This is a genomic window from Pseudomonas sp. R2-37-08W, from assembly GCF_003851705.1.
In the GTDB taxonomy this organism is placed as follows: domain Bacteria; phylum Pseudomonadota; class Gammaproteobacteria; order Pseudomonadales; family Pseudomonadaceae; genus Aquipseudomonas.
In genome coordinates this window covers 2,841,662-2,865,161 of record NZ_CP027728.1, presented here as the reverse complement: position 1 = coordinate 2,865,161, position 23,500 = coordinate 2,841,662, and the positions used below count along the sequence as shown (strand labels likewise).

Sequence of the window (23,500 nt, the reverse complement as noted above, 5' to 3'; positions counted from 1 at the left end):
ACAGGGAGTACCTCATGACCAAAGGCAAGCTGGTAAAACTGACGCTGTGCGGCGTCGTGGTGGGCGGGCTGCTGATGCTGGGCTGGCAGCGCTGGCAGTATTCCAGCACCTACGTGAGTACCGACAATGCAGAACTCGATGGGGTGATTATCCCGGTGCGGGCCAAGCTATCGGGCGTCGTGATCAGTGTGCCGGTGATGGACAACGTCACCGTACAAAGCGGTGACCTGTTGTTTCAAATCCGCGACAGTGAATATCACTACCAGCTGCAGCAGCGCGAAGCACAATGGCAAGCGTTGCTTGCCGCCGCCGGGCGCGCCGGAGCCCCGGGTGCGCTGGACAGCCAGGTCCTCGGTGCGGTTGCCCTGCGCGAAGCCGCGCAGGCGGCCCTGGCGCAGTCGAGCGCCAACCTTGAGCAAGCGCGTAACGACTACCAACGTGCCCGTCGCCTGGGTGCTCAAGGTGCGCTGAGCATTCAGGACCAGGAAGTGGCCAAGGCGCGTTTCGACGCCCTTCGTCATGCTCAGGAAGTGGCGCGCAGTAATACCCAGGCCGCCACTCAAAGTACCTTGGCCAACAAGGCTGAACTCAAGGTGCAGGACTACCGGATCGCCGCCGCGCAAGCCGAAGTGGAACAAGCCAGGATCAAGCTGAACGACGCCCGCCAGACCGCGCCGGTGCGCAGCATTGTTTCGAAAAAAGAGGTGGAGCCCGGCCAGTTCGTGGTTGCCGGCCAAAAGCTCATGAGCCTGATTGCAACCGACCCGCTGTGGATCACCGCCAACTTCAAGGAGACCCAGGTGGGCCGCGTACGCGTCGGCCAGAATGCCCGCGTCACCGTGGACGCATTCCCCGGGCACACCTTCGACGGCGTCGTCGAAAGCCTGGCACCGGCCACCGGGGCGAAGTTCTCCTTGCTGCCCCAGGAAAACGCCACGGGTAACTTCACCAAGGTGGTTCAGCGTGTGCAGGTACGCATCGCGCTTACCGGTGTGCCGGATAACTACAAGGCGCTGTTGAGCCCGGGCATGAGTGCCTTTGTTGAAGTCGCCACGCACCACAACGGCAGCCAGACGCTATGAGGTCGCCCTACCTGATTGCGTTCACCGTCACGCTGGTGTCGATGATGGAGTTGCTGGATGTCACCATCGTCAACGTGGCGATTCCCAGCCTGATGGGCACCTACGGTGCCTCGGTCGATGAAATCTCGTGGGTCTCCACCGGTTACGTCGTGGCCAACGTGGTCATTCTGCCGGTCAGTGGCTGGCTGTCGGCGTGGTTTGGGCGGCGTACCTATTACCTGGTATCGACCGCAGTGTTCGTGCTGGCATCCCTGGGCTGCGCACTGTCGGCCGAACTGTGGCAACTGGTCGCGTTCCGGGTGTTGCAAGGCCTGGCAGGCGGCGGGTTGCTAGGGATTTCCCAGGCGATCATCTACGACGTGTTCCCCAAGGAAAAGGTCAACAGCGGCATGGCGTTGTACGGCGTGGGCGTGATGATGGGGCCGACTCTGGGCCCGACCGTCGGCGGCTACCTGATCGACACGTTGTCGTGGCATTGGATCTTCCTGATCAACCTGCCGATCGGCGCCGTGGCCCTGCTGCTGTGCTGGATGTGTATCAATGACTCGCCCAACGAGCAAAAACCCACCAGCGTCGACTACAGCGGCTTCTGCTTGCTGGCCGTGGGGGTCGGTAGCCTGCAGATCCTGCTCGAGCGAGGCGAACACTGGGACTGGATGGCGTCCAACTGGACCGTCGCCTGCCTGTTGCTCAGCAGCTTCAGCCTGGTGGGCTTCTTCTGGTGGGAACGGCGGGTGACCAATCCGATCGTCAATGTCGCCCTGTTTCAGAACCGAGAATTCCTGATGGGCTGCATCTGTGCCTTTTGCGTGGGTTTCGGGCTGTACAGCACCCTGTTCATGGTGCCGCTGTTCCTGCAGACCTTATTGGCACAGAGCGCCTACCAGAGCGGGCTGGTGATTTTTCCAGGAGCGGTGGCCAGCGCCATCAGCACCCTGGTGATCGGCAAGCTGTCCCAGGAAAACAGGATCGACGAGCGCGTGTTCGTGACCTTGGGCATCGTGATGTACTGCTATGCCATGTTCCTGCACACCCAGTTCACCCTCGACAGTAACCCGGACACGCTTTACTGGCCCTTGGTGATCCGTGGCCTGGGCCTGGGCATGATCTTCGTACCGCTGACCAACCTGGCGATGCGCCGCCTGCCGCTGACATTGATCTCCGGCGCCTCGGGGGTCCTGAACCTGATGCGCCAGCTGGGCGGCAGTGTCGGCATCGCCATCGCCGCCACGCTGCTCACGCGATTCTCGTGGGAGCGCTATCGCCTGCTCTCCGAACACGTCACCGAATCCAGTCTCGTCGCGAGCGGCTGGGGAGGCGTGGAGACCGACCCGTTGTTTCTCTCCCTGGGCCTGGCCAGCCACCAGCAAGCCATAGCCCTGATGCCTTACCTGCAAGCGCGCGAGCAGGGGCAAATGCTGGCGTTCAGCATGTTGTTCGGCACCTTGGGCGCCGTGATGGCCATCGGTATTCCAATGGTGCTGATGATGCGTAGAAGCACCGTCAGTCGATAAATTTTTCAGTGGAGCACATCCCTTGCGTATTCCAGGCCTGCGTCTCGAAACCACCACACTGCTCACGCCCCTGTGCTTGCTGGCCCTGGCCTGCGCGCCCGCACAGGTGTCGGCAGATGACCTGTATCACCTGTACCAAAAGGCGCTGACCCATGACATGCAGTTCGCCGCTGCACAGGCCCAGCAACTGGCCACGGCGGAAAAGGAACCGCAAAGCCGCGCCGACCTGCTGCCGGACTTGTCTGTCACCGGCGGCGCGGCCTGGGTCGATGCCGAGGATTCATCCGACTACCACCGCAATCGCAATAACACCAACGCCTACGCTGTGGTCCTCACACAACCACTGCTGCGCTGGCAGAACGTGATCGCCCACGATCAGAGCAAGCTATTGATCAGCGCCAGTGAAGTCCACACCGAACAGGCGCGCCAGGACCTGATGCTGCGCGTTGCTCGCGCTTATTTCGATGTACTGCTCAACCAGGAACTGTTGAATACACGCACGCAACAACTGCAAACGCTGCGCGAGCGTCTGGATCGCAGCCGACGACTGCTGGCCGATGGCGCCACCACCGCCAACACGCTCGCACAGGTGCAGGCCAAGTACGACCAGGCATTTGCCGAACAGATTGGCGCGCGTGGAGCATTGGACATTGCCAACGAAACGCTCACCCAATTGACCGCCACACAGGCGCGCCCTTGGTCAAGCAAAGAGCCGCAGTTCAGTGCCCCGATGCCCGCCGCCATTGGTGATTGGGCCAGCACCGCGCAACAAGGCAACCTGGCCGTGCAATCGGCACAGATTGCCCAGCGCCTGGCTGAAATGGACATCGACAAGGAACGGGCCGGCCACTTGCCGACCCTTGACCTGATCGCCGCCCATGGCCGCTTCGCTTCGGTCGGCGGTGATGTGTACGACGTCACGTTGCCGCAGAATCGCTATAACCAGACCGTGGTAGGGGTCAAGTTGAGCGTTCCACTTTACAGCGGCGGCCGTACCAGCAGCCGCGTGCGCGAAGCTCACGCACTGCAAAGCAAGGCTGCGGATGAAGTGGAAGAGGCGCGCCGTAACGCCGGGCTGATGGCACGTCAGGCCTACCTGCAAGTCACTAACGGCATAAGCCAATACCAGGCACTCAAGCAGGTGCTGAACTCCAGCCAGATCAACCTCGCCACCGTGACCCACGGCTTCGAAGCCGGTTCGCGCATCAACACCGATGTGCTGGATGCCCAACAGGTGGTCACCGATACCCAGCAACGTCTGGTCCAACAGCGCTATGCCATTCTGATGGCCCAGTTGCACCTGTTGGCCTCCACCGGCAACCTGAGCGACGTGCGCCTGCATGATGTCAGCCGTTCGCTGAACTGAAGTGCTGATGAATGGAGCGCTGCGCCCTGCGCTTCAGGGGCAGCTAGCCAGCGGCCAACCGACGCGCGCCGCCCGAGCGAGACTGGCCTTGACAACCCAGCGGTGAAACGGCGCGATAACAAAAATGTAGGCCCGGCCCAGGCGGTTGTGGCAGTGGACAACGGTTGAAAAAACCAGTTGGCGACTGCCGTCTGGCTCGGCCTCATCCGCACACAGGACCGATATGCGAAAGTCCAGGTGCTTGTCGTCTTCGCCCAACACGATTTCGCTGCGGTGGGTGCTATAGACCTTGAAGACGCCTACCCGATCAGCCAGTGATGCCAGGTACCTGGCGGTCTTGAGACCAAAACAGGCAACGATCGTGTCGCGCACCGTCATGAGCCAGCCGACCCACGCTGGCTGGTGGGACAGGATGAATCGCGCCAGCACATCCGCGTCACCGGACGTGCCCGCCGGGAGCCGAATCGCAAAAGCGTCAGCCAGGTGCATCGATTGATAAAGGTGGGTGATGCCGGACCTTGAGGGGACAGGCACGGCCGTAACGAGCGCGAATTCTCGGGGCATCGGGGGGATCTCTTCTGAGTGCCAAGGGACATGAGCATGGATCAAAGGGATGTCGTCAACGTGCCCACTTCTGCTTGCCGAATACTGAGCCCGATCAAGGCATCATAGAGCGCTTGCTGGCCGGTTGGCAGTACCGGAAGCAAAGTCGCACGGCGCTTGTCGACATCGAACCAGGACTCCACCAGCCATCCCACCAGATAGAGCGCCGAAAGGCATCCGCCAGCGGTTGCAACGTTTCCGTGGAAGACAAGAGGCCGGTCCATGCACTCAACTCCAAGAGCCTGCAGCTGTGATCGTGCATCCGGGTGCGTCGTGGCCTGGCCGCTGAGCAGCCCAAGCCGTTCGAGAATGAAAGCGCCGGCACAGATGGCGCCGATGCGCTGGCGTTTGGGGTCAAGTTCAAACACCGGCAGGAAATCCGGGGCGGCAAGTGCAGCGGGTATGCCTTCCTTACCGCTGACGAACAATACCGCGTCGGCACTGTTGGCCTCGCGAAGCGGACCGTGCACCGAAACAGGCAGGCCGTGCGCCGATCGCACCGTGGGACTGGCACCCACTATTCGCACGTGCCAGTCCTGCGTATTGCGGCCTAGAATGTCCCACATCAGGAACAGGTCGATATCGGTGAAGTGGTCGAAAGCAACCAGAACGATTTTCTTCAAGGCGAACTCCATGAACAGGCAGGCCTGCAAAACGCAGCGGCCATCTATGCGGGTGTTCGTAGCCTATCCATCGTTTGCGCACCATACACAGCCTGTATGGCGCTAAATAGGGAGTGATAACGGGTGAGCACACTAACGCGGCACCATTGGATAGCGGCGGGTTTTGAGGCGCTCGACCAAGCGGGGCATTCTGGCGTGTCGGCCGAGAGTCTGTCGCGCCGCTTGAATGTGACCCGTGGATCCTTCTATCACCATTTCCGCAATCGCGAAGACTTTGTCCGCACCTTGCTGGCCGCCTGGGAGGAAGACTACACGGAGCGCATGCTCGCTTATGCCGCGCAAGGTCATAGCGCCGGCGAAACCTTGAAACGCTACTTGAGTATTGCCGCTGAGAAACAACCCGGGCGGGAAATTTCCATCCGCGCCTGGTCGCTGCACGATCCGTTGGTGGGCGAGTTCCAGCAGCGTGTTGACGCAAGACGCCTGGACTTCGCCATACGCACCTGCCGCAGCGTGGTACACAGGCCCGGCGAAGCCGAAGTGATGGGCCAGATGACCCATCTGTGCCTGATTGGCGGCCAACAGGCGGGGTTGCGGCGTGATGCCGCGCGCTTCAACCATTTCCTGCACCGAGCCGTTTCACTTTTTGAAGGGGCTCTTTCGCCGTGGCGGCTTCGATCCTGAGCTGAGGGTTCCCTTTTGATCGAGTTGTAACAGAGCCACGTTCTGATCGATGCGACCTTGGATCATGCGCAAGGTGTCTCGGTTAATCGCCTGTGGGTACAGCTCTTCGGCGATGCTTGCAAACCGGCTCGCTACTTCACAAATGCCGTCAATCACTCGGCCTGCAACCTCCGGGGGCAGCTCGGCTTCCTCGGCAAGCCTGAGCATATGTGCGCGAGAAATCGACAGGGCTTCTCCCATAACGTCCATCTGGTGGTAACCGCCTGGCCCCTCGCAGAAGGTCACGTCATAAGCCGGGGACAGTCTCCACTGACCGCCTTTGGACATGACATAGGCAAAATTCTTGGGATGATCGTCTCTGTTGTTGAACGCAACATTGAAGACGGCACGCTCGAAGGCCACCGCCATTTCTCGCACATCATTGGTACACATCTGCGTTGCCCGCAAGAAGTTGACATAGTCCAACACCCCACGAGACCGGTAATTGGCCCCCGTAAAGGCCGCGAGGCTTTGCATGGGGATGCGCACGCCGTCCCGGCGGTCAAATCGCTTGCTGGCGAACGCTGCCAACCCACCGGGCAGACTGAAGTACTGCGTGTCAGCGGTCTCGATACCGCACAGGCGCAGGCATTGGGCATACACCATTTCGATGGCGCACACCTCGGCCTGTTCTTCTTTGGCCGGGAACTTGATCAACCATGCCTCAAAACCCGGCGTGACGGCGGTGGTGAACCTTCCCGTTTCCGGATCGCGATAGACGAGGGCCTTGGGCCTGGCGCCTTGAGGCGAGCCGCCCACCAGCAGCAACGTCTGCAGGAACTCGCCCCCATCGCCATGGAGCACTTGGTGCACTTCGGTGGCAAGCCGCTCCAGCGAAATGTGGGCAGTGGATTCCAGCCCTTCGGGTACCACGGGCTCGAATGTCATGGCGCCCATCGCGCTGCTGCCGACGTAGGCCAGCCGTTCCAGTGGGCCGATGCGCGCGGTGGTGAGCCCGCGGCGCCGGAACAGTCGGTCCATCAACAACATGCCCCACCCATCCGGCAACGCGTCGTAAACAGGCCCTGGCAAGTACAGCTGGTGGTCTGGAAAGTCTCGGCGCAGTTGAGCCCCCTCCAACGGCAGCGTATAGGAGGACAGTTCCAAGCCCCTTTGCCTGGCTTGATGGGTGTACTCGAACAGGATCAATGGGCGACCGGTCAAGGCGGTCGTGGACACCAGCGTGCCCCATTGCCACCGCTCGCCCCAGCCCCCGTAGAAGACATTCACCTGCTCAAGCATTGCCGGGCTTCCTCTTGGTACGCAGACGGTTGGCGCTGTTTTCGTAGCGTCGAATATCCTCGATGCTGTCCAGCTTAGGCAGGAACAGGCCTTCGAGTTCCTTGGTCCGGCCAAGGGCCATCGCCACCCGGACCAGGTTCTCGAACCCGACATTGCGCCCGGCTTCAAGGTTGGACACGGTGTTGGTGCCGATGCCGGCACGTCCGGCCAGGTCGGCTTGTGTCATGTCCAGCGCCAGACGCTCTGTGCGCAAGCGATCGCAGAGGCGCTTGACGACCTCGCTCGGCTTGCTGAAGCTTAAATCCAACATAGTGTGTACCCAGCCCATGCTCTGCCAGTTAACCCCCGTAACTATAGAATTAACCACAGTGACTAACAAGCTTGTTAAATCCAGTATTTTGGGTGTTAACGTCTGAAACTATACGATTACCCACGATTTATTGGATTTATAGAGCAAAGAATGGGCGCAAGAAAAACGCCATTCGTGCATTACAGCCGCGTAACGTCAGCCCTTCAACGGCGCTGAACGCAAAAAGCCCACACCGGCACAGGCATGGGCATTTTGCTCAAGCGGTTACTTCCCGGCGTGTTTGACCTGCACTTCCGGCATCGCCGAAGAGTGATGGTTGAGAATTTTCCACTGCCCGCCCACCTGCTCATAGACAAAGGTATAGCGTGCCTGCACCTGGCGCACCTTGCCGTCCGATTCGGTCAGGGTAAAGGTGTACACACCGCTGTCCATGGCGACGTTGCTGCCCAGTTGGCGGATCTCGCGGTAGTTGATCTGGCCCACCGGCTTGAGCATCAGGAAGTGGTTGAAGTAGTCGGTGATCTGCTCCGGCGTGGTGCGAACCTGGTTGGACACGGTCGGCTGCAACACAGCGCCTGGTGCGTAGAGGTCCACTACCGATTTAACGTTGCCGGTCTGCAAGGCGCTGTTCCAGCGGTCGAACAGCCCGGCAATCTCGCGGTCTTTCACATTGGCCGGCGCCTGGGCCACCTCACGGTAGACATAGGGGGCTGTCTCGGCAGCGTGAACAATCGGTGCGCTCAGGGCAAACATCAGGGCAAGCGGCGCGATCTTGAATTTCATGGTGTTACTCCAGTGGTCGTCGTTGAGCCCACTTTGCCCTCCTCCCCCGCGCCCGCCATCGGCCAACCGGAGGTGTTTACCTATGCCATTTGGCAGATAGCGCCAAGGTGTTCAACGATGTTTAATACATCCACCTCGCGCCCGCCGTCCACTGGAGCATTATCCGTGCATGACAACCCCCATGACCCCGGCAGCGCCTTGGCCATGCGCGCGCATTTCCGCCAGTCGGAAAGTCGTACGGCGCGCCTGCGCCTGTTGGTGGATACCGGGCAGCAACTGCGCGAACTGGCTCCCGACGCCATGCGCGAGCGCGTACTCGCGCGGGCCTGTGGGTTTCTGGCGATGGACCACGGGCTGCTGCAGGAGTGGGACGCCGACGGCATCGCACACACCAGCGCCCGCCATGGCAACCCGGCGCGATTGAGCGGCCTCGCCCACCTCGCCGACCGTAGCCTGCGCACGCCGTGCTGGCAGGAACGGCCATCAGAGAACTTGCCCAGTGTCTTGCAAGTGCCGTTGCGCGCCGGCGACGGCCCTGCCATTGGCGTACTGGTGCTGGGCAATAGCGTCAGCCTGCGCACGCCGGAGCATGAGGACAGCGAATCGCTGCAACTGCTCGCCACCTTGCTGGCTGCCCACCTTGAAAACGATCGCCTGCTGAGCACCCTCAAGACGCGCGACAAAACCCTGTCCGACCTGGTCAACCGCTTGCTTCGCGCCCAGGAGGATGAACGCAAGCGTGTGGCCTACGACCTGCACGATGGCCTGGCGCAAACCCTCGCGGGTCTGCACCAACGGCTGCAAGGCTTCGCCGGGCGTTGCCCGCCGCTGCCGGACGCATTGGCCGCCGACCTGCAGGCGATACTGACCCTGGCCCAACACTCGGTCGGTGAGGGCCGGCAACTGATCGCGGGCCTGCGTCCGACGGTGCTGGATGATTTCGGTCTGTTCAAAGCGCTGGACAAAGAAGCCGACCGCCTGCGTGACGCCGGCATCAACGTGCTCTGGCAGGCACACTGTGACACGCGCTTACCCAGCCAGGTGGAGATCGCCTTGTTCCGGATCGGCCAGGAAGCCATCAACAATGTGCTCAAGCATGCGCGCGCAAGCCAAGTGCAATTGACCCTGGCGCTGCGTGACGGTCACGCGTCGCTGCGGGTTGATGACAATGGCAAGGGCTTCACGTCGGAGCCGTCACTCGATGACGCCCAGCACCTGGGCCTCGCCACCATGCAGGAGCGCGCCAGCCTGCTGGGCGGCAGCTTTACCTGCGCCAGCGCCACCGACGGCGGTACCCGGCTGCACGCTCGCGTGCCAGCCCACCGGATCGGAGTCCCTCAATGACCCACGTCTTGCGCCTGGTGCTGGCGGACGATCATGAAGTCACGCGCACCGGCTTCGTCTCCCTGCTGGCCGGCCATCCGCAGTTCGAGGTGGTCGGTCAAGCCAGCGATGGCCTGCAAGCGGTGGAGTTGTGTGAGCGACTGCTCCCGGACATTGTCATCCTCGACATCCGCATGCCCGGCCTCAACGGTTTGGGCGCCGCCCGCTTGCTGCAACAACGCCTGCCGGAGGTGAAGGTGGTGATGTTCACCATGGACGACAGCCCCGAGTACCTCGAGGCGGCCATGCAAGCCGGTGCAGTGGGCTACCTGCTCAAAGATGCCAGCCGCGCCGAGGTGATCCAGGCGTTGCAACAGGTGGCCGCCGGCGGCGAAGCGCTTAACACGGCGGTCAGCGCCCGGCTGCTGCGGCGCATGACCGAACGCCAGGCCAGCGGCGCCGCCCCCGGCGAGCCACTCACCCCACGGGAGCGCCAGGTGCTCGGCCTGGTCGCCAACGGCATGAGTAACCGGGCCATCGGCGAACAGCTGGGCATCACCACCGGCACGGCCAAGGCCCATGTCGAGCGGGTGATCGGCAAACTCGGCGCGGCCGACCGCACCCAGGCCGCCGTGCGGGGCATCGCCCTGGGCCTGGTGACGCCACCATGAAGCGCTGCCGATGAAAAAATATTGGGCCGACCTGCCGTTACGCGGCAAAGCGCTGGTGGTCATTTCGCTGCCCCTGGTGGTGCTGTTGCTGTCCCTGGTGCTGATCTATACCACGGAGCGCCAGACCGCCCGCGCCGAAGAAGATGTGCGCCGCGTGTTACGCGTGCAAGGCGATATCCAGGCCGTGCATACCCTGCTCGCCGAAGCCGCCGCCAGCGTGCGCGGTTACCTGCTCACCCACCGCGAAGACTTCCTGCCCACCTACCTGAACGCCAAGCCGCAGATCGAGTCAGCCCTGCGCCGGCTTGACCGCAATGTGAGAGACCCGCGCGTGCGCGAGCAGCTCAGCGCGATCAAACCGCTGATCGAGGCCAAGGTCGACGGGCTGGAGCAAATGCTCAAGGACCGCAAGGCCACACCGCAAGCCATCAGCGCCATCCTGATCAGCAACAAACACATCCTCGATGCCCTGCGCCAACACATCAGCACCATGCTCACCCTTGAAGACTCGCTGCTGGCCGAGCGCAGCGCCGCAGCGTCCGACACCCGCCAAAGGCTGTTGCTGTCCACCTGGCTGGCGGCGATCTGCGGGCTGTTCGGGGCGATTGTGGCGGTGTTGTTTCTGTCCAAGGGCATCGTGGCCAGAGTGCAGAATGTACAGCGCAACGCCCAGCGCCTGGCCCAGGGCTCGCCGCTGCTGCCCCAGCCCCCGGAAAAAGACGAAATCGGCCAGTTGGGCACCCGCCTGGTGGAGGCCGGGTTATTGCTGGCCGAACGCGAACGGGCATTGCGCGACAACGAAGAGCGCCTGCGGCTGATCATCGACGGGGTCAAGGACTACGGGATCTTCGCCCTCGACACAGCGGGCCATGTCACCAGTTGGAACAACGGTGCGCAGCGGATCAAGGGCTATACCGAACAGGAGATCATCGGTCAGCATTTTTCCCTGTTCTACCTGCCCGAAGAATGCCCGCAGCACCCCGATCTGGCATTGCGCGAAGCCACCCGCAACGGCGACTACACCGAAGAAGGCTGGCGCTGCCGCAAGGACGGCACGCGGTTCTGGGCCAGCGTGGTGATCACCGCGCAACACGACGCTACCGGGGCGCTGCGCGGGTTCTCCAAGATCACCCGCGACATTACCGACCGCCGTGCGGCGGAGATCGCCCTGCGCACCGCCCGCGAGGAAGCCGAACGCGCCAGCCGTGCCAAAAGCGAATTCCTCTCGCGCATGAGCCATGAACTGCGCACCCCGCTCAACTCGATCCTGGGCTTCGCACAGTTGTTGGACATGGACGTGCCCAAGGCGCAACAGGCCAATGTCGGGCACATTCTGCGCGCCGGCCAGCACCTGCTCACGCTGATCAACGAAGTGTTGGACATCGCCAAGATCGAGGCCGGCAGCCTGGCGTTGAACATCGCACCGATCCCGCTGGCGAGTGCCCTGCAAGAGGCGTTGACCCTGGTGTCGCCCATGGCCGCCGACGCGGGCGTGCAACTCCAGCCGCTGCCGGCACTGGCGGCGGATACCGGCATCGTCGCCGACCGCCAACGCCTGACCCAGGTGCTGCTGAACCTGCTGTCCAATGCGATCAAATACAACCGCCGCGATGGCCAGGTGAGTCTTGAGATCGGCATCCAGGGGCAGCGGATCAGCGTGTCAGTGTGCGACACCGGCAACGGCATCGCCGCCGATCACATCGGGCAACTGTTCAAGCCGTTCGAACGCCTGGGGGCCGACCCGAATGTGGAAGGCAGCGGCCTGGGCCTGGCCCTGAGTAAAAGCCTGCTGGAAAACATGGACGGCCAACTCAAGGTGCAGAGCCAGCCCGGCATCGGCTCGCGCTTCACCCTGGAACTGCCCTTCGTGCGCATGGCCCACGCCCACAGTGGCGCCACACCCGGCATCGAGCCCGAATTGGAGCGCCCTGCCCCCGTCGTCAGCACGTTCCAGGGCAAGGTGTTATGCATCGAAGACAACCTCTCCAGCCTGGCGCTGATCGAAACCCTGCTGCAACGCCGGCCCGGCATACGCCTGCTGTCGAGCATGCAAGGCCAACTGGGGCTGGACCTCGCCGCGCAGCATGCGCCACAGCTGATCCTGCTGGATGTGGCGCTGCCCGACATCGATGGCTTGAAGGTGCTGCAACGCTTGCGCCAGTCACCGATCAGCCGCGACACACCGGTGCTGATGATCACCGCCGACGCCAGCGACCTGACCCGCCAGGCATTGCTGAAGGCCGGCGCCACCGCCGTGTTGAACAAACCGATCAACGTGCCTGGGTTTCTCGCCCACCTCGACCAAGCTTTTCCGGGGCCTGCGTGAACCTCGACCTGCGTATCCTGATCATCGACGACCAACGCCCGAACCTCGACCTGGTGGAGCAACTGCTGGCGCGCGAGGGGCTGACCAACGTGCTGAGCAGCACCCAGCCGCTGCGCACCCTGGAGTTGTTCAACAGCTTCGAGCCGGACCTGGTGATCCTCGATCTGCACATGCCGGAGTTCGACGGCTTTGCCGTGCTGGAACAACTCAACCGGCGCATCCCTCAAGGCGAATACCTGCCGATCCTGGTACTCACCGCCGACGCAACCCGCGACACGCGCCTGCGCGCCCTGGCCCTGGGCGCCCGGGATTTCATCAGCAAACCCCTGGACGCGCTGGAAACCATGCTGCGGGTGTGGAACCTGCTGGAAACCCGGGTGCTGTACAAGACCCTGCGTACGCTGGTGCCGGCGGACCAGATTGAATTGCTGCAGCGTTGCGGTTCGACGGCGATACGGCGCTGCTAGTGCGGTTGGCTGACGAAGCCGGCCGTCGCTTCACGCACAAAGTCCTCATAGGCACGCAACGGATGCCCGATGATCGCCTCCAACCGCTCCACGGTACCTTCGGCGGCGTGCATGCCGAACGTCTGGATAGCGGCCATCATCAAGCGCATGTCGTACGCCAACCAACCGGGGCCGTAGGCAGCCAGTTGCCCTTCGAAGGCCACTACGTCGTCACCGCCGTAAGCGATTTCGCGGCCCAGGGCGGCACTCCAGATCTTCGCCACGGAAGCACCTGTCAGTGCGGTTGGCCCGACCAATTCCAGGGTTACGCGCTCAAGTGCGGAAGGTGCTTTATCGCGTCGCAACAGTTCTGCCACGGCTACATCGGCGATGTCGCGCGTATCGATCATTGAAACCCCGGCCGAGCCAATGGGCATCGGGTATACCGAGTAGTCCTGGATCGTCTGCCGGACCATCAGGTCGTTTTGCATAAAGTAAGCGGGACGCAGGATCGTCGCGGGCATATCGAGGCTTTCGAGCATGCGCTCAACCGTGTGCTTGCCGGTGAAGTGCGGCACATGGGTGAAGGTGTCGGCATGGATCACCGACAGGTAAACGATGCGCTCGATCCCCGCCTCACGCGCGAGGTTCAGCGTGATGAGGGCTTGGGTGACCTCGTCGGGCGTCACGGCATTGAGCAGGAACAGCGTGCGTACCGACGACAGCGCGGCGCGCAGGGAGACGACATCGGTGAGGTCCGCGACAACCTCGGTGACGCCTTTGGCGAAATCACGCTTGCCCGCCTGGCGAACCAGGGCCTTGACGTCGGCGCCCGCCTCGGCAAGGCCTTGGGTGACGAGTGAACCAATCGTGCCGGTGGCGCCGATAACCAGAATGCTCATGGTGAAACTCCTGCAGTGGGTTTAGGTGAGTCAGTGAGTGAAATCCGCAACGCTCGCTGCGATGTGTTCAACGATATGCTGTTGCGCAAGCGGAGCACAGACGCCAAAATCCAGACACTTCGTTTCAAAAGTGGAACACTATGAACCTGAACGCGCTGATCGATTTTGCCCTCGTCGCCACCAATGAAGGGCTCGGAAAGGCCAGCCGTGCGAGCGGTATAGCCAAGGCGACCTTGTCGCGCCGCATCGCTGACCTGGAAGAGCAACTGGGCGTCAGGCTGATCGAGCGCAGCGCACGCGGCTTGAAACTCACCGAAGCCGGCGAAGTGCTGATGACACGCACGGAAGGTCCGCTGGGCGAGGTGATCGAAGCCTTGACGGCGGCTCGTGAGGGCATCTCGACACCGCGCGGACGCTTGCGCGTGGCTGCCCCGGTTTTGTTCTCGCAGCTTGCGATGGGGCGCATTGGCGCCGAGTTCTGCGCCGCCTACCCTGAAGTGGAGATCGAAGTCGTCGCCGAGGATCGCCTGGTTGACCTTGTAGAGGAACGCTTTGACGTTGCCATCCGCATCAACCCCAGCCCGGACAGCAGCCTGGTTGGTCGCTGTTTCGCTAAAGACCGGCTGGTCGTGGTGGCGGCGCCGGAGGTGCTCAAGCCGCTGCCCGGCGCGGTCCGGCCCGTTGCCGCTATCGTGACGTCGAGTTTCGAGCCCACCCACTGGCATCTCGATGGCGGGGAGCTGGTGCTGGAGCCTAAGCCCAAGCTACGGTTCTCTTCATTACTGATGGTGCGGGATGCGGCTGTCGCCGGTGCAGGCGCCGCCCTGATTCCACAGTCCATTGCCGGGGACCAGCTTGCCCGTGGCGAGTTGGTCCAGTGGGGCACGGTGCACGGAATGGAACCCGCGCTGTGGGTGCTGCATACATCCAGGCGCCTTGCGGCGCCGAAGGTTCGCGCGTTTGTGGAGTTCATCTGCGCCCACTATCCGGGCATGTCGTTGGTGTTGAAGGGATAACGGCGCTCCCGCGTGAGTCTCTTACAGCCTGCGCAATAGACTGTTGCCATCAAGGGCATTGATAGCACCCTAACGAAACCCCCATGCTGGAGGGCTGTCCGCGCGCTTATATCATTCCGAATGATAGTTACCTTTGCTTCATTCGATTCGTGACATACCGTCTCCCCGCGCATGATCCGCCCATCTCAATACATTGGCGGATGCACCTCATGGAACAGTCACTCAAACATTTGCGCTTCCCCCTGGCGATCCTGGCCGTGGTGGTGATGAGCGCGTGCGGCAAGACCCCGGACCAAGCGGCCGCCATGCCAGCGGCGAAAGTCAGCGTGGCCAAGGTGCTCGAGCAGCCGGTCAACGAGTGGGATGAATTCACCGGGCGCCTGGAAGCACCGGAAACCGTACAGATTCGTCCACGCGTGTCGGGCCAGATTGACCAAGTCGCTTTCACCGAAGGCGCTTTGGTCAAGAAAGGCGACCTGCTGTTCCAGATCGATCCACGTCCGTTCCAGGCCGAGGTACGCCGCCTCGAAGCCCAGCTTGCGCAAACGAAAGCCGCCGCCACCCGCAGCGATAACGAAGCGCAACGCGGTGACCGCCTGCGCCAGAGCAATGCGATCTCCGCCGAACTGGCCGACTCGCGCACCACCGCCGCCCAGGAAGCCCGCGCCGCTGTTGCCGGGATCCAGGCGCAGTTGGACCTGGCCAAGTTGAACCTGAGCTTCACCCGCGTCACGTCGCCGATCAGCGGCCGCGTCAGCCGCGCCGAGATCACCGCCGGCAACCTGGTGACCGCCGACACCACCGCGCTGACCAGCGTGGTCTCCACCGACAAGGTCTACGCCTACTTCGACGCCGATGAACGGGTGTTCCTCAAGTACACCGAGCTGGCCCGCCAAGGCCGTCGCGGCGCAACCACTCCGGTGTACCTGGGCCTGTCGAATGAAACCGGCAACCCGCACCTGGGCCAGATGAACTTCGTCGATAACCAGGTCAACCCGGCCACCGGCACCATCCGTGGGCGCGCGGTGTTCGATAACAGCAAGGGCGAATACACCCCTGGCCTGTATGCGCGCTTGAAGCTGGTGGGCAGCGGCACCTACTCCGCCGTGCTGATCAACGACGAAGCCGTGGGCACCGACCTGGGCAAGAAGTTCGTGCTGGTGATGGAGGGCGACAAGCCCGCCTATCGCGCCGTCGAACTGGGCCCGAAGATCGAAGGCCTGCGCATCGTGCGCAGCGGCTTGAACAAGGACGACACCATTATCGTCAAGGGCCTGCAGCGCGCACGCCCAGGTTCGCCGGTCGCACCGGAAACCATTCCGATGGCCAGCCAGGAAACCCTCGCCGCCTTGGCCCAACAACGACAAGCGCTTGAAGCCAGCAACCTGGAGCAAGTGGCGCCGGAAAAACCCGCGCCCAAGCTCGCCAGCAGCGCGACTCCACGCGGTTAAGGGATACGACTCAAGATGAATTTTTCCAAGTTCTTCATTTCGCGGCCGATCTTCGCAGCGGTGCTGTCGCTGTTGATCCTGATCGCCGGTGCAATCTCGCTGTTCCAACTGCCCATCAGTGAGTACCCGGAAGTGGTGCCGCCGACCGTGGTGGTACGCGCCAACTTCCCCGGCGCCAACCCTAAAGTCATCGGCGAAACCGTGGCGGCTCCGCTGGAGCAAGCCATTACCGGCGTCGAGAACATGTTGTACATGTCTTCGCAGTCGACCGCCGACGGCAAGCTGACCCTGACCATCACCTTCGCCCTGGGCACCGACCTGGACAACGCGCAGGTGCAGGTGCAAAACCGGGTGACGCGGACTCAGCCAAAACTGCCTGAGGAAGTGACGCGCATCGGTATCACCGTGGACAAGGCCTCTCCCGACCTGACCATGGTGGTGCACTTGACCTCCCCGGATCAGCGTTACGACATGCTGTACCTGTCCAACTACGCGATCCTCAATATCAAGGATGAGCTGGCCCGCCTGGGCGGCGTCGGCGACGTGCAGTTGTTCGGCATGGGCGACTACTCGCTGCGCGTGTGGCTGGACCCGAACAAGACCGCTTCGCGCAACCTGACCGCAACCGATGTGGTCAACGCGATCCGCGAACAGAACCGTCAAGTGGCCGCCGGTGCCCTGGGCGCCCAGCCGGCGCCGAGTGACACCAGCTTCCAGTTGTCGGTCAATACCCAGGGCCGCCTGGTCACCGAGGAGGAGTTCGAGAACATTGTGATTCGCGCCGGCGCCAACGGTGAGATCACCCGTCTGAAGGACATCGCCCGGGTCGAGCTGGGCTCCAGCCAATACGCGTTGCGCTCGCTGATCGATAACCAGCCTGCCGTCGCGATTCCGATTTTCCAGCGGCCAGGCTCCAACGCCATCGATATCTCCAACGATGTGCGCGCCAAGATGGCCGAGCTGAAAAAAGGCTTCCCGGCCGGTATGGATTACCGCATCGCCTATGACCCGACGATCTTTGTACGCGGCTCCATCGAAGCGGTGGTGCACACCCTGTTCGAAGCGCTGATCCTCGTGGTGCTGGTGGTGATCCTGTTCCTGCAGACCTGGCGCGCCTCGATCATTCCATTGGTGGCGGTACCGGTGTCGTTGATCGGTACGTTTGCGGTGATGCACCTGTTCGGCTTCTCACTCAATGCCTTGTCGCTGTTCGGTTTGGTACTGGCCATCGGCATCGTGGTGGACGACGCCATCGTGGTGGTGGAGAACGTCGAACGTAATATCGAACTGGGCCTGGAGCCGTTCCCGGCCACCGAAAAAGCCATGCGCGAAGTGACCGGCCCGATCGTCGCCACGGCGCTGGTGCTGTGTGCGGTGTTCATTCCGGCCGCCTTTATCAGTGGCTTGACCGGGCAGTTCTACAAACAGTTTGCCTTGACCATTGCCATCTCGACGGTGATCTCGGCATTCAACTCGCTGACGCTGTCCCCTGCCCTGGCGGCCGTGTTGCTGCGCGCCCATGACGCACCGAAGGACCGTTTCTCCAGGTTCCTCGACAAGATCTTCGGTGGCTGGCTGTTCCGTCCCTTCAACCGCTTTTTCGAAAAGGCCAGCCATGGCTACGTCGGTACCGTGCGCCGGGTGATTCGCGGCACGGGTATCGCCCTGTTCGTGTACGCCGGCCTGATGGTGCTGACATTCTTCGGGTTTGCCCACACGCCGACCGGTTTCGTACCGGCCCAGGACAAGCAATACCTGGTGGCCTTCGCCCAACTGCCCGACGCGGCGAGCCTGGACCGTACCGAAAGCGTGATGAAGCGCATGTCGGACATCGCCCTGAAGCAACCTGGCGTGGAAAGCGCGATTGCGTTCCCCGGCCTTTCGATCAACGGTTTCACCAACAGCCCGAACAGCGGCATCGTGTTCGTGACCCTGAAACCGTTCGACGAGCGTAAAGACGCGAGCATGTCGGCGGGTGCGATTGCCGGTGCGCTGAACGGCCAGTACGCCAGTATCGAAGAAGCCTATATGGCGATCTTCCCGCCGCCGCCGGTACAAGGCCTGGGCACGATCGGCGGGTTCCGCCTGCAGATCGAGGACCGTGGCAACCTCGGCTATGACGAGCTGTACAAAGAAGTGCAGAACGTCATCACCAAAAGCCACGGCGTGCCTGAGCTGTTCGGCCTGTTCACCAGCTACACGGTCAACGTGCCGCAGGTCGATGCCGCCATCGACCGTGAAAAGGCCAAGACCCACGGCGTGGCAATCAGCGACATCTTCGACACGCTGCAGGTCTACCTGGGTTCGTTGTACGCCAACGACTTCAACCGCTTCGGGCGTACCTATCAGGTCAACGTGCAGGCCGAGCAACAGTTCCGCCAGGACTCCGACCAGATCGGCCAGCTGAAAGTGCGTAACAACAAAGGCGAGATGATCCCGCTGGCGACCTTCATCAAGGTCAGCGACACCTCGGGCCCGGACCGTGTGATGCACTACAACGGCTTTATCACCGCTGAAATCAACGGCAACGCCGCACCGGGTTACAGCTCCGGCCAGGCGCAGGCCGCGATTGAGAAATTGCTCAAGGATGAACTGCCCAACGGCATGACCTACGAGTGGACCGACCTGACTTATCAGCAAATCCTCTCGGGCAACACCGCGCTGTTCGTGTTCCCGCTCTGCGTACTGCTGGCGTTCCTGGTACTGGCCGCCCAATACGAAAGCTGGAGCCTGCCATTGGCGGTGATCCTGATCGTACCGATGACGCTGCTGTCGGCCATCACCGGGGTGATCATCTCCGGCGGCGACAACAACATCTTCACCCAGATCGGCCTGATCGTACTGGTGGGCCTGGCCTGCAAGAACGCGATCCTGATCGTCGAGTTCGCCAAGGATAAACAGCAGGAAGGCCTCGACCCGCTCGCCGCGGTACTGGAAGCCTGCCGCTTGCGTCTGCGGCCGATCCTGATGACCTCGTTCGCCTTCATCATGGGTGTGGTGCCACTGGTGTTGTCCAGCGGTGCCGGTGCCGAGATGCGGCATGCCATGGGCGTGGCGGTGTTCTCCGGGATGATCGGGGTGACCTTCTTCGGTCTGTTGCTGACGCCGGTGTTCTACGTACTGATCCGTCGCTATGTGGAGCGCAGCGAAGCACGCAAAGCGGCCAAGGCCTTGAAGCTGGAGACACAGCAATGAGCGTGAAAGTATTCCTGCCGAGCTTGCTGGTACTGGCGCTGAGCGCCTGTGCCGTGGGCCCGGACTACAAAACCCAGACTCCGGAGGCGGCCAACATCACGGCCGCCGCCGATGCCAAGCAATATGACCATGCCAAGTTCGAAGGCATCTGGTGGCAGCAGTTCGAGGACCCGACCCTCAACCAGTTGGTCAGCCAGTCGCTGCAGGGCAACCGCGACCTGCGCGTCGCCTTTGCCCGTCTGCGGGCGGCCCGTGCGATCCGCGATGACGCCAGCAACGACGCCATGCCGACCATCACCAGCCGCGTCAGCAGTGACCAGGGCAAGGGCCAGATTCCCGGCCAGACCACCCGCCGCGTCAAGACCGAGCGCTACGACCTCGGCCTGGACATGGCCTGGGAACTGGACCTGTTCGGTCGCATCCAGCGCAACCTGGAAGCCACCGACGCAGACCAGCAGGCCGCCGAGGCGGACTTGTACCAGCTGCAAGTCACCATGATCGCTGAACTGGTGGATGCCTACGGTCAACTGCGTGGCGCGCAACTGCGTGAACGCATTGCCCTGGACAACCTGAAAAACCAGCAGGACTCCCGCGGCATCACCGTCAGCCTGCGCGATGCCGGCGTGGGCGACCAACTCGACGTGGAACGCGCCGATGCGCGCCTTGCGTCGGTGGAAGCCAGCGTGCCGCAACTGCAGGCCGAGCAAGTGCGCGAGCGTAACCGCATCGCCACCCTCCTCGGCCAGCGCCCCGACAAACTGAGCGTGGACCTGAGCCCGAAAGACCTGCCGGCGATTGCCAAGGCGCTGCCGATTGGCGACCCTGGGCAACTGCTACAACGGCGCCCGGACATCCTCAGCGCCGAGCGCAAACTGGCGGCCGCCACCGCACGCATCGGCGTGGCCAAGGCCGACCTGTTCCCACGGGTCAGCCTCAGCGGCTTCCTCGGCTTCACCGCCGGGCGCGGCTCGCAGATCGGCTCGTCCGCCGCCAATGCCTGGGCCCTTGGCCCGAGCATCACCTGGGCTGCCTTCGATCTCGGCAGCGTGCGCGCCCGCTTGCGCGGCGCGGACGCCGAAGCCGATGGCGCCCTGGCGAACTACGAACAGCAAGTGCTGTTGGCCCTGGAAGAATCTGAAAACGCCTTCAGTGACTACGGCAAGCGTCAGCAACGCCTGGTCTCGCTGATCCGCCAAAGCGAATCCAGCCGCGCCGCCGCCGACCTGGCCGCGATCCGCTACCGCGAAGGCACCGTGGACTTCCTGGTCCTGCTCGACGCCCAACGCGAACGCCTGGCCGCCGAAGACTCCCAGGCCCAGGCCGAAGTGGATCTGTATCGCGGCATCGTTGCGATCTACAAGGCGCTGGGAGGTGGCTGGCAGCCGGATACGGTGGTCGCTACCGCCAAGTGATGTAAAGAGCTCCTTTGGTTGGTCGCATCCAGCCAATTTTTAGCCCTGCGATCCATTCGGTCGCGGGGCTTTTTTTTGCGCGGTTATCAGTGAGTCAAACAGTTTTTGCCTGTTGGTAATCCTTATCCGTCAGACACTTCCCAAATTTCCAAATGTCTTAAATATCATTCAAAAGAGGTCGATAACGGGACGTACCCTTCATCTATAAGGAGACGACATGGACATGAGAGTGACAATACCTAATGTGCTTTCCAAACAGACGGATGCGTTCGTCATCAAGAACCCGGAAAAGGTCACGAATGCGTTCACAATCACGGAAGAGTCAAACGCCGTTGACGAACTGCGAATGTGGCGGCAAGGCGAGCTAGCGGATTTGAAAGAGTTTTTGAAGAAGTATGATATGACGTCTATCAGCACCGATGAGCTTAAGCAGGTAGGGAGGCGATTGTTCGATAGTAAAGTAATCGATGAGCAGGCTTTCCTGATTTTCATATCCGGAGATGGCGCCTCTGACGCCACCGGCAGACAAACGAACACGCATGTGAAATTCAATGCAATTGCGCTGCTCGACGAAAAGCTGGAGGGCTACCTTGCATTTGTAAAAAGCAACCCAGACGTAGGCCGCTCACAGGGCATTCCGGAATATATACAGGGCATGTTTGACGCCAATCGTGCCATTAATGCCCTCGCGTATTTCGCAAATTCGTCAAAACATGATTTGTCGGTGGAGGAGCGGGCCTGATAATGAAGCAACAAGAAGGTAGCAGCGTGCCAGGGCTCTGACACACTGCTATCACTGCTGCCTAGCGTCCGTATCTGACAGTTCCGGAAAAGGCCTTCAAGCCGGTATCAGGATTGTGCGCCCTGACTCTATATGTACCGAGAGGCCCCAGCCAAGACACCCGAGGAGACAAAGGATTGGCCGCAACCTTCGTCCAAGAGGAGCCGACTTCACGCTCGATGGATATCTGGGGAGCTCTCCCCGCACCCGCCGCTGAAATCACTGCCTCAATATTCGCATTAGAACATCCATTACTACCCGTTATTACGAATGGCCCATGTACGGTAACTTCAGTTTCCGGCTCTACTGTCCCGCTAAAACTCTCCGAGATATTCAAGCACAGTGCAGATGCCTGAGCGGATACCAATATCAACGCTGCAAAAGGTAATGCAATAAAACGACTCATAAGCTCACCCTACGTAGGTTGGTTAATAACTCAACGCGTACGGCTTACCCAACTTTGGCTTCGCACCATTATCTGTAATTTGCGCATAACCACAAAGTAAGACCGTGGTTAAAACGGTGCACGATTTGTTGTTCCAAGTATGCCAGTCACATCCTAAAAACAAGAAGGACCGCTCTGTCATACCAAGGAGTAGGAATTAGTCAGTTATTTCCTAGTCCCGCACCAGCGCTATGTGTGCGGCGTTGCTTCATTCAAAATCAAACTCCGATAATGCCCCGGATTCGACCCGCTCCACTTACGAAACGCCTTATAAAACGAGCTCGTATCGGCAAACCCCAACCGCTCGGCAATCTGGGCGAAGCTGATCTGCGGCTCAGCCAGCCACACAATCGCCAGTTCCTTGCGCACGCTGTCCTTGAGGCCCTGGTAGGTCTGCCCTTCTTCCGCCAGGCGGCGGCGCAGGGTGGATGCGGAGATACACAGGGTGGCGGCAAGGCCGTCGGTCTCCGGCCAGGTGTGTGGGGGCATGTGGCGCAGGTCATGCTTGATGCGGCTGGCAAGGCTTTGCGGGTCGCGGTATTTGACCAGGATATTGGCCGGCGCGTGGCTGAGGAAACGCTGCAATTCCTGTGGGGTTCGTTTGATCGGCAGGTCCAGGCACTCGGCGGAAAAGATCATGCGGGTGCGTGGCCGATCAAAGCGTAGGTTGTCGGAAAACATCACTTGGTAATCATCACAAAAGTCCGGCCGTGCGCAGCGCAACTCGATGGCCAGAATCGGGATGCGCCGCCCCGCCAGCCAGCAGGCGACGCCGTGGACGATCATCCAGTAAGTGAAATAGGTGAACGCGCGCTTGGGCTCGGGCTCCGGTTCGAGCAACACGATTTCCGCCAGGCTTTGTTGGCGCACCAACTGGGCAGGCAGGCGCTCAAACATCAGTGAAAGAAAATCCAGGCCGGTTTCCAGGCCGGCCACCAGGCTCGGTTGTGCCATGCAGGCACGACACAGGAACGCCAGGCTGCCGGATTTAAGCTTGCGCGGGTCCATGCCAAAAAACTCGTCATCACTGCGTCGTGCGAGCAAACGCCACAAGCGCGCATAAGCGGTGGCGGCCACGCGTGCGCCGGGCTGTTCCAGCAGCGCCGGGTCAATCCCGACTTTGCTCAACGCCTCGACGGTGGCCGCGCCCGGCGCACAGCTCTGCAGCAGGGCTTCGCGCACGAGGTGGATGGAGATGGTGTCTTTTTCCGACATGGGCTGTTGGGCAATCCGGCTGCGGTTCGGGTGGCCTGCATGATAAGGGCGGTTGCGCTTCGCCACCACCG

20 protein-coding genes are annotated in these 23,500 nt (G+C 61.7%); 13 read left to right on the top strand and 7 right to left on the bottom strand.

Annotated features, from left to right (window positions below; translation table 11 throughout):
• Positions 1 to 14 precede the first annotated feature (14 nt).
• The 3 genes from C4J93_RS13165 to C4J93_RS13155 are packed head-to-tail and all read left to right on the top strand — an operon-like array spanning position 15 to position 3,962.
• Complete coding sequence (locus C4J93_RS13165) at positions 15 to 1,082, top strand: HlyD family secretion protein (protein WP_124409792.1); 1,068 nt, start codon at positions 15 to 17, stop codon at positions 1,080 to 1,082.
• Positions 1,079 to 2,596, top strand: coding sequence for a DHA2 family efflux MFS transporter permease subunit (locus tag C4J93_RS13160; protein WP_124366966.1), 1,518 nt, complete (start codon positions 1,079 to 1,081; stop codon positions 2,594 to 2,596). Before C4J93_RS13165 ends, C4J93_RS13160 begins: the two co-directional genes overlap by 4 nt.
• 22 nt (positions 2,597 to 2,618) lie before the next feature.
• Positions 2,619 to 3,962 (top strand): TolC family outer membrane protein, encoded by a 1,344-nt coding sequence (locus tag C4J93_RS13155; RefSeq protein WP_124366965.1) that lies wholly within the window; start codon positions 2,619 to 2,621, stop codon positions 3,960 to 3,962.
• Positions 3,963 to 3,995: 33 nt separating this feature from the next.
• Here the strand turns inward: C4J93_RS13155 and C4J93_RS13150 are convergent, their stop codons facing one another.
• Both C4J93_RS13150 and C4J93_RS13145 read right to left on the bottom strand, forming a co-directional pair.
• Complete coding sequence (locus C4J93_RS13150) at positions 3,996 to 4,526, bottom strand: DUF2867 domain-containing protein (RefSeq protein ID WP_124429558.1); 531 nt, start codon at positions 4,524 to 4,526, stop codon at positions 3,996 to 3,998.
• A 41-nt stretch (positions 4,527 to 4,567) separates the two neighbouring features.
• Positions 4,568 to 5,188: a DJ-1/PfpI family protein gene (locus tag C4J93_RS13145; RefSeq protein ID WP_124370647.1), complete on the bottom strand. Its 621-nt coding sequence runs from the start codon at positions 5,186 to 5,188 to the stop codon at positions 4,568 to 4,570.
• A 123-nt stretch (positions 5,189 to 5,311) separates the two neighbouring features.
• On the opposite strand from C4J93_RS13145, the gene C4J93_RS13140 reads away from it, so the two are divergent.
• Positions 5,312 to 5,872, top strand: a complete 561-nt coding sequence (locus C4J93_RS13140; RefSeq protein ID WP_124429557.1) for a TetR/AcrR family transcriptional regulator — start codon at positions 5,312 to 5,314, stop codon at positions 5,870 to 5,872.
• On the opposite strand, the gene C4J93_RS13135 is transcribed toward C4J93_RS13140, so the two are convergent.
• The 3 genes from C4J93_RS13135 to C4J93_RS13125 all read right to left on the bottom strand — a co-directional run bounded on the left by C4J93_RS13135 (position 5,828) and on the right by C4J93_RS13125 (position 8,246).
• On the bottom strand, positions 5,828 to 7,153 hold the full coding sequence (locus tag C4J93_RS13135; RefSeq protein WP_124429556.1) for a type II toxin-antitoxin system HipA family toxin: 1,326 nt from the start codon (positions 7,151 to 7,153) through the stop codon (positions 5,828 to 5,830). The genes C4J93_RS13140 and C4J93_RS13135 overlap by 45 nt on opposite strands.
• Positions 7,146 to 7,463, bottom strand: a complete 318-nt coding sequence (locus tag C4J93_RS13130) for a helix-turn-helix domain-containing protein (protein ID WP_124366960.1) — start codon at positions 7,461 to 7,463, stop codon at positions 7,146 to 7,148. The genes C4J93_RS13135 and C4J93_RS13130 overlap by 8 nt, the downstream gene beginning before the upstream one ends.
• A 264-nt stretch (positions 7,464 to 7,727) precedes the next feature.
• Positions 7,728 to 8,246, bottom strand: coding sequence for an SgcJ/EcaC family oxidoreductase (locus C4J93_RS13125; RefSeq protein ID WP_124429555.1), 519 nt, complete (start codon positions 8,244 to 8,246; stop codon positions 7,728 to 7,730).
• 117 nt (positions 8,247 to 8,363) lie between these two features.
• Between C4J93_RS13125 and C4J93_RS13120 the strand changes: the two genes are divergently transcribed.
• Genes C4J93_RS13120 through C4J93_RS13105 form a run of 4 tightly spaced genes read left to right on the top strand, consistent with a single transcriptional unit; the run spans position 8,364 to position 13,033 of the window.
• The gene (locus C4J93_RS13120; protein WP_372238164.1) at positions 8,364 to 9,590 is read left to right on the top strand and encodes a sensor histidine kinase; all 1,227 of its coding nucleotides are present in this window, start codon (positions 8,364 to 8,366) and stop codon (positions 9,588 to 9,590) included.
• Complete coding sequence (locus C4J93_RS13115) at positions 9,587 to 10,240, top strand: response regulator transcription factor (RefSeq protein ID WP_124429554.1); 654 nt, start codon at positions 9,587 to 9,589, stop codon at positions 10,238 to 10,240. Before C4J93_RS13120 ends, C4J93_RS13115 begins: the two co-directional genes overlap by 4 nt.
• Positions 10,241 to 10,250: 10 nt before the next feature.
• Complete coding sequence (locus C4J93_RS13110) at positions 10,251 to 12,566, top strand: ATP-binding protein (RefSeq protein WP_124429553.1); 2,316 nt, start codon at positions 10,251 to 10,253, stop codon at positions 12,564 to 12,566.
• Positions 12,563 to 13,033, top strand: coding sequence for a response regulator (locus tag C4J93_RS13105; RefSeq protein ID WP_124362759.1), 471 nt, complete (start codon positions 12,563 to 12,565; stop codon positions 13,031 to 13,033). Before C4J93_RS13110 ends, C4J93_RS13105 begins: the two co-directional genes overlap by 4 nt.
• On the opposite strand, the gene C4J93_RS13100 is transcribed toward C4J93_RS13105, so the two are convergent.
• Positions 13,030 to 13,914 (bottom strand): NmrA/HSCARG family protein, encoded by an 885-nt coding sequence (locus C4J93_RS13100; protein ID WP_124429552.1) that lies wholly within the window; start codon positions 13,912 to 13,914, stop codon positions 13,030 to 13,032. The genes C4J93_RS13105 and C4J93_RS13100 overlap by 4 nt on opposite strands.
• A gap of 140 nt (positions 13,915 to 14,054) precedes the next feature.
• Here C4J93_RS13100 and C4J93_RS13095 point away from each other — a divergent pair, with 140 nt between their 5' ends.
• The 5 genes from C4J93_RS13095 (at position 14,055) to C4J93_RS13075 (ending at position 21,730) form a co-directional block, all read left to right on the top strand.
• A complete protein-coding gene (locus tag C4J93_RS13095; RefSeq protein WP_124429551.1) occupies positions 14,055 to 14,930 on the top strand; it encodes a LysR family transcriptional regulator in 876 nt (291 codons plus the stop codon).
• Between the two features lie 209 nt (positions 14,931 to 15,139).
• Positions 15,140 to 16,381, top strand: a complete 1,242-nt coding sequence (mexE, locus tag C4J93_RS13090) for a multidrug efflux RND transporter periplasmic adaptor subunit MexE (RefSeq protein ID WP_124362756.1) — start codon at positions 15,140 to 15,142, stop codon at positions 16,379 to 16,381.
• A 15-nt stretch (positions 16,382 to 16,396) separates the two neighbouring features.
• Positions 16,397 to 19,576: an efflux RND transporter permease subunit gene (locus C4J93_RS13085; protein WP_124362755.1), complete on the top strand. Its 3,180-nt coding sequence runs from the start codon at positions 16,397 to 16,399 to the stop codon at positions 19,574 to 19,576.
• Positions 19,573 to 20,988 (top strand): efflux transporter outer membrane subunit, encoded by a 1,416-nt coding sequence (locus tag C4J93_RS13080; protein ID WP_124429550.1) that lies wholly within the window; start codon positions 19,573 to 19,575, stop codon positions 20,986 to 20,988. Before C4J93_RS13085 ends, C4J93_RS13080 begins: the two co-directional genes overlap by 4 nt.
• 217 nt (positions 20,989 to 21,205) lie before the next feature.
• Positions 21,206 to 21,730 (top strand): hypothetical protein, encoded by a 525-nt coding sequence (locus C4J93_RS13075; RefSeq protein ID WP_124429549.1) that lies wholly within the window; start codon positions 21,206 to 21,208, stop codon positions 21,728 to 21,730.
• 673 nt (positions 21,731 to 22,403) lie between these two features.
• On the opposite strand, the gene C4J93_RS13070 is transcribed toward C4J93_RS13075, so the two are convergent.
• Positions 22,404 to 23,429 carry an AraC family transcriptional regulator gene (locus tag C4J93_RS13070; protein ID WP_124429548.1) on the bottom strand — a complete coding sequence of 342 codons (1,026 nt, stop codon included), beginning with the start codon at positions 23,427 to 23,429 and terminating at the stop codon, positions 22,404 to 22,406.
• Positions 23,430 to 23,500 lie beyond the last annotated feature (71 nt).

Excerpts from the sequence above, each read along its gene's own strand:
- C4J93_RS13070 (WP_124429548.1), bottom strand. The coding sequence starts at position 23,429 with ATGTCGGAAAAAGACACCATCTCCATCCACCTCGTGCGCGAAGCCCTG.
- mexE (WP_124362756.1), top strand. The coding sequence starts at position 15,140 with ATGGAACAGTCACTCAAACATTTGCGCTTCCCCCTGGCGATCCTGGCC.
- C4J93_RS13165 (WP_124409792.1), top strand. The coding sequence starts at position 15 with ATGACCAAAGGCAAGCTGGTAAAACTGACGCTGTGCGGCGTCGTGGTG.
- C4J93_RS13075 (WP_124429549.1), top strand. The coding sequence starts at position 21,206 with ATGGACATGAGAGTGACAATACCTAATGTGCTTTCCAAACAGACGGAT.
- C4J93_RS13085 (WP_124362755.1), top strand. The coding sequence starts at position 16,397 with ATGAATTTTTCCAAGTTCTTCATTTCGCGGCCGATCTTCGCAGCGGTG.
- C4J93_RS13135 (WP_124429556.1), bottom strand. The coding sequence starts at position 7,153 with ATGCTTGAGCAGGTGAATGTCTTCTACGGGGGCTGGGGCGAGCGGTGG.
- C4J93_RS13100 (WP_124429552.1), bottom strand. The coding sequence starts at position 13,914 with ATGAGCATTCTGGTTATCGGCGCCACCGGCACGATTGGTTCACTCGTC.
- C4J93_RS13120 (WP_372238164.1), top strand. The coding sequence starts at position 8,364 with ATGTTTAATACATCCACCTCGCGCCCGCCGTCCACTGGAGCATTATCC.
- C4J93_RS13110 (WP_124429553.1), top strand. The coding sequence starts at position 10,251 with ATGAAAAAATATTGGGCCGACCTGCCGTTACGCGGCAAAGCGCTGGTG.
- C4J93_RS13125 (WP_124429555.1), bottom strand. The coding sequence starts at position 8,246 with ATGAAATTCAAGATCGCGCCGCTTGCCCTGATGTTTGCCCTGAGCGCA.
- C4J93_RS13080 (WP_124429550.1), top strand. The coding sequence starts at position 19,573 with ATGAGCGTGAAAGTATTCCTGCCGAGCTTGCTGGTACTGGCGCTGAGC.
- C4J93_RS13115 (WP_124429554.1), top strand. The coding sequence starts at position 9,587 with ATGACCCACGTCTTGCGCCTGGTGCTGGCGGACGATCATGAAGTCACG.
- C4J93_RS13095 (WP_124429551.1), top strand. The coding sequence starts at position 14,055 with ATGAACCTGAACGCGCTGATCGATTTTGCCCTCGTCGCCACCAATGAA.
- C4J93_RS13130 (WP_124366960.1), bottom strand. The coding sequence starts at position 7,463 with ATGTTGGATTTAAGCTTCAGCAAGCCGAGCGAGGTCGTCAAGCGCCTC.
- C4J93_RS13150 (WP_124429558.1), bottom strand. The coding sequence starts at position 4,526 with ATGCCCCGAGAATTCGCGCTCGTTACGGCCGTGCCTGTCCCCTCAAGG.
- C4J93_RS13160 (WP_124366966.1), top strand. The coding sequence starts at position 1,079 with ATGAGGTCGCCCTACCTGATTGCGTTCACCGTCACGCTGGTGTCGATG.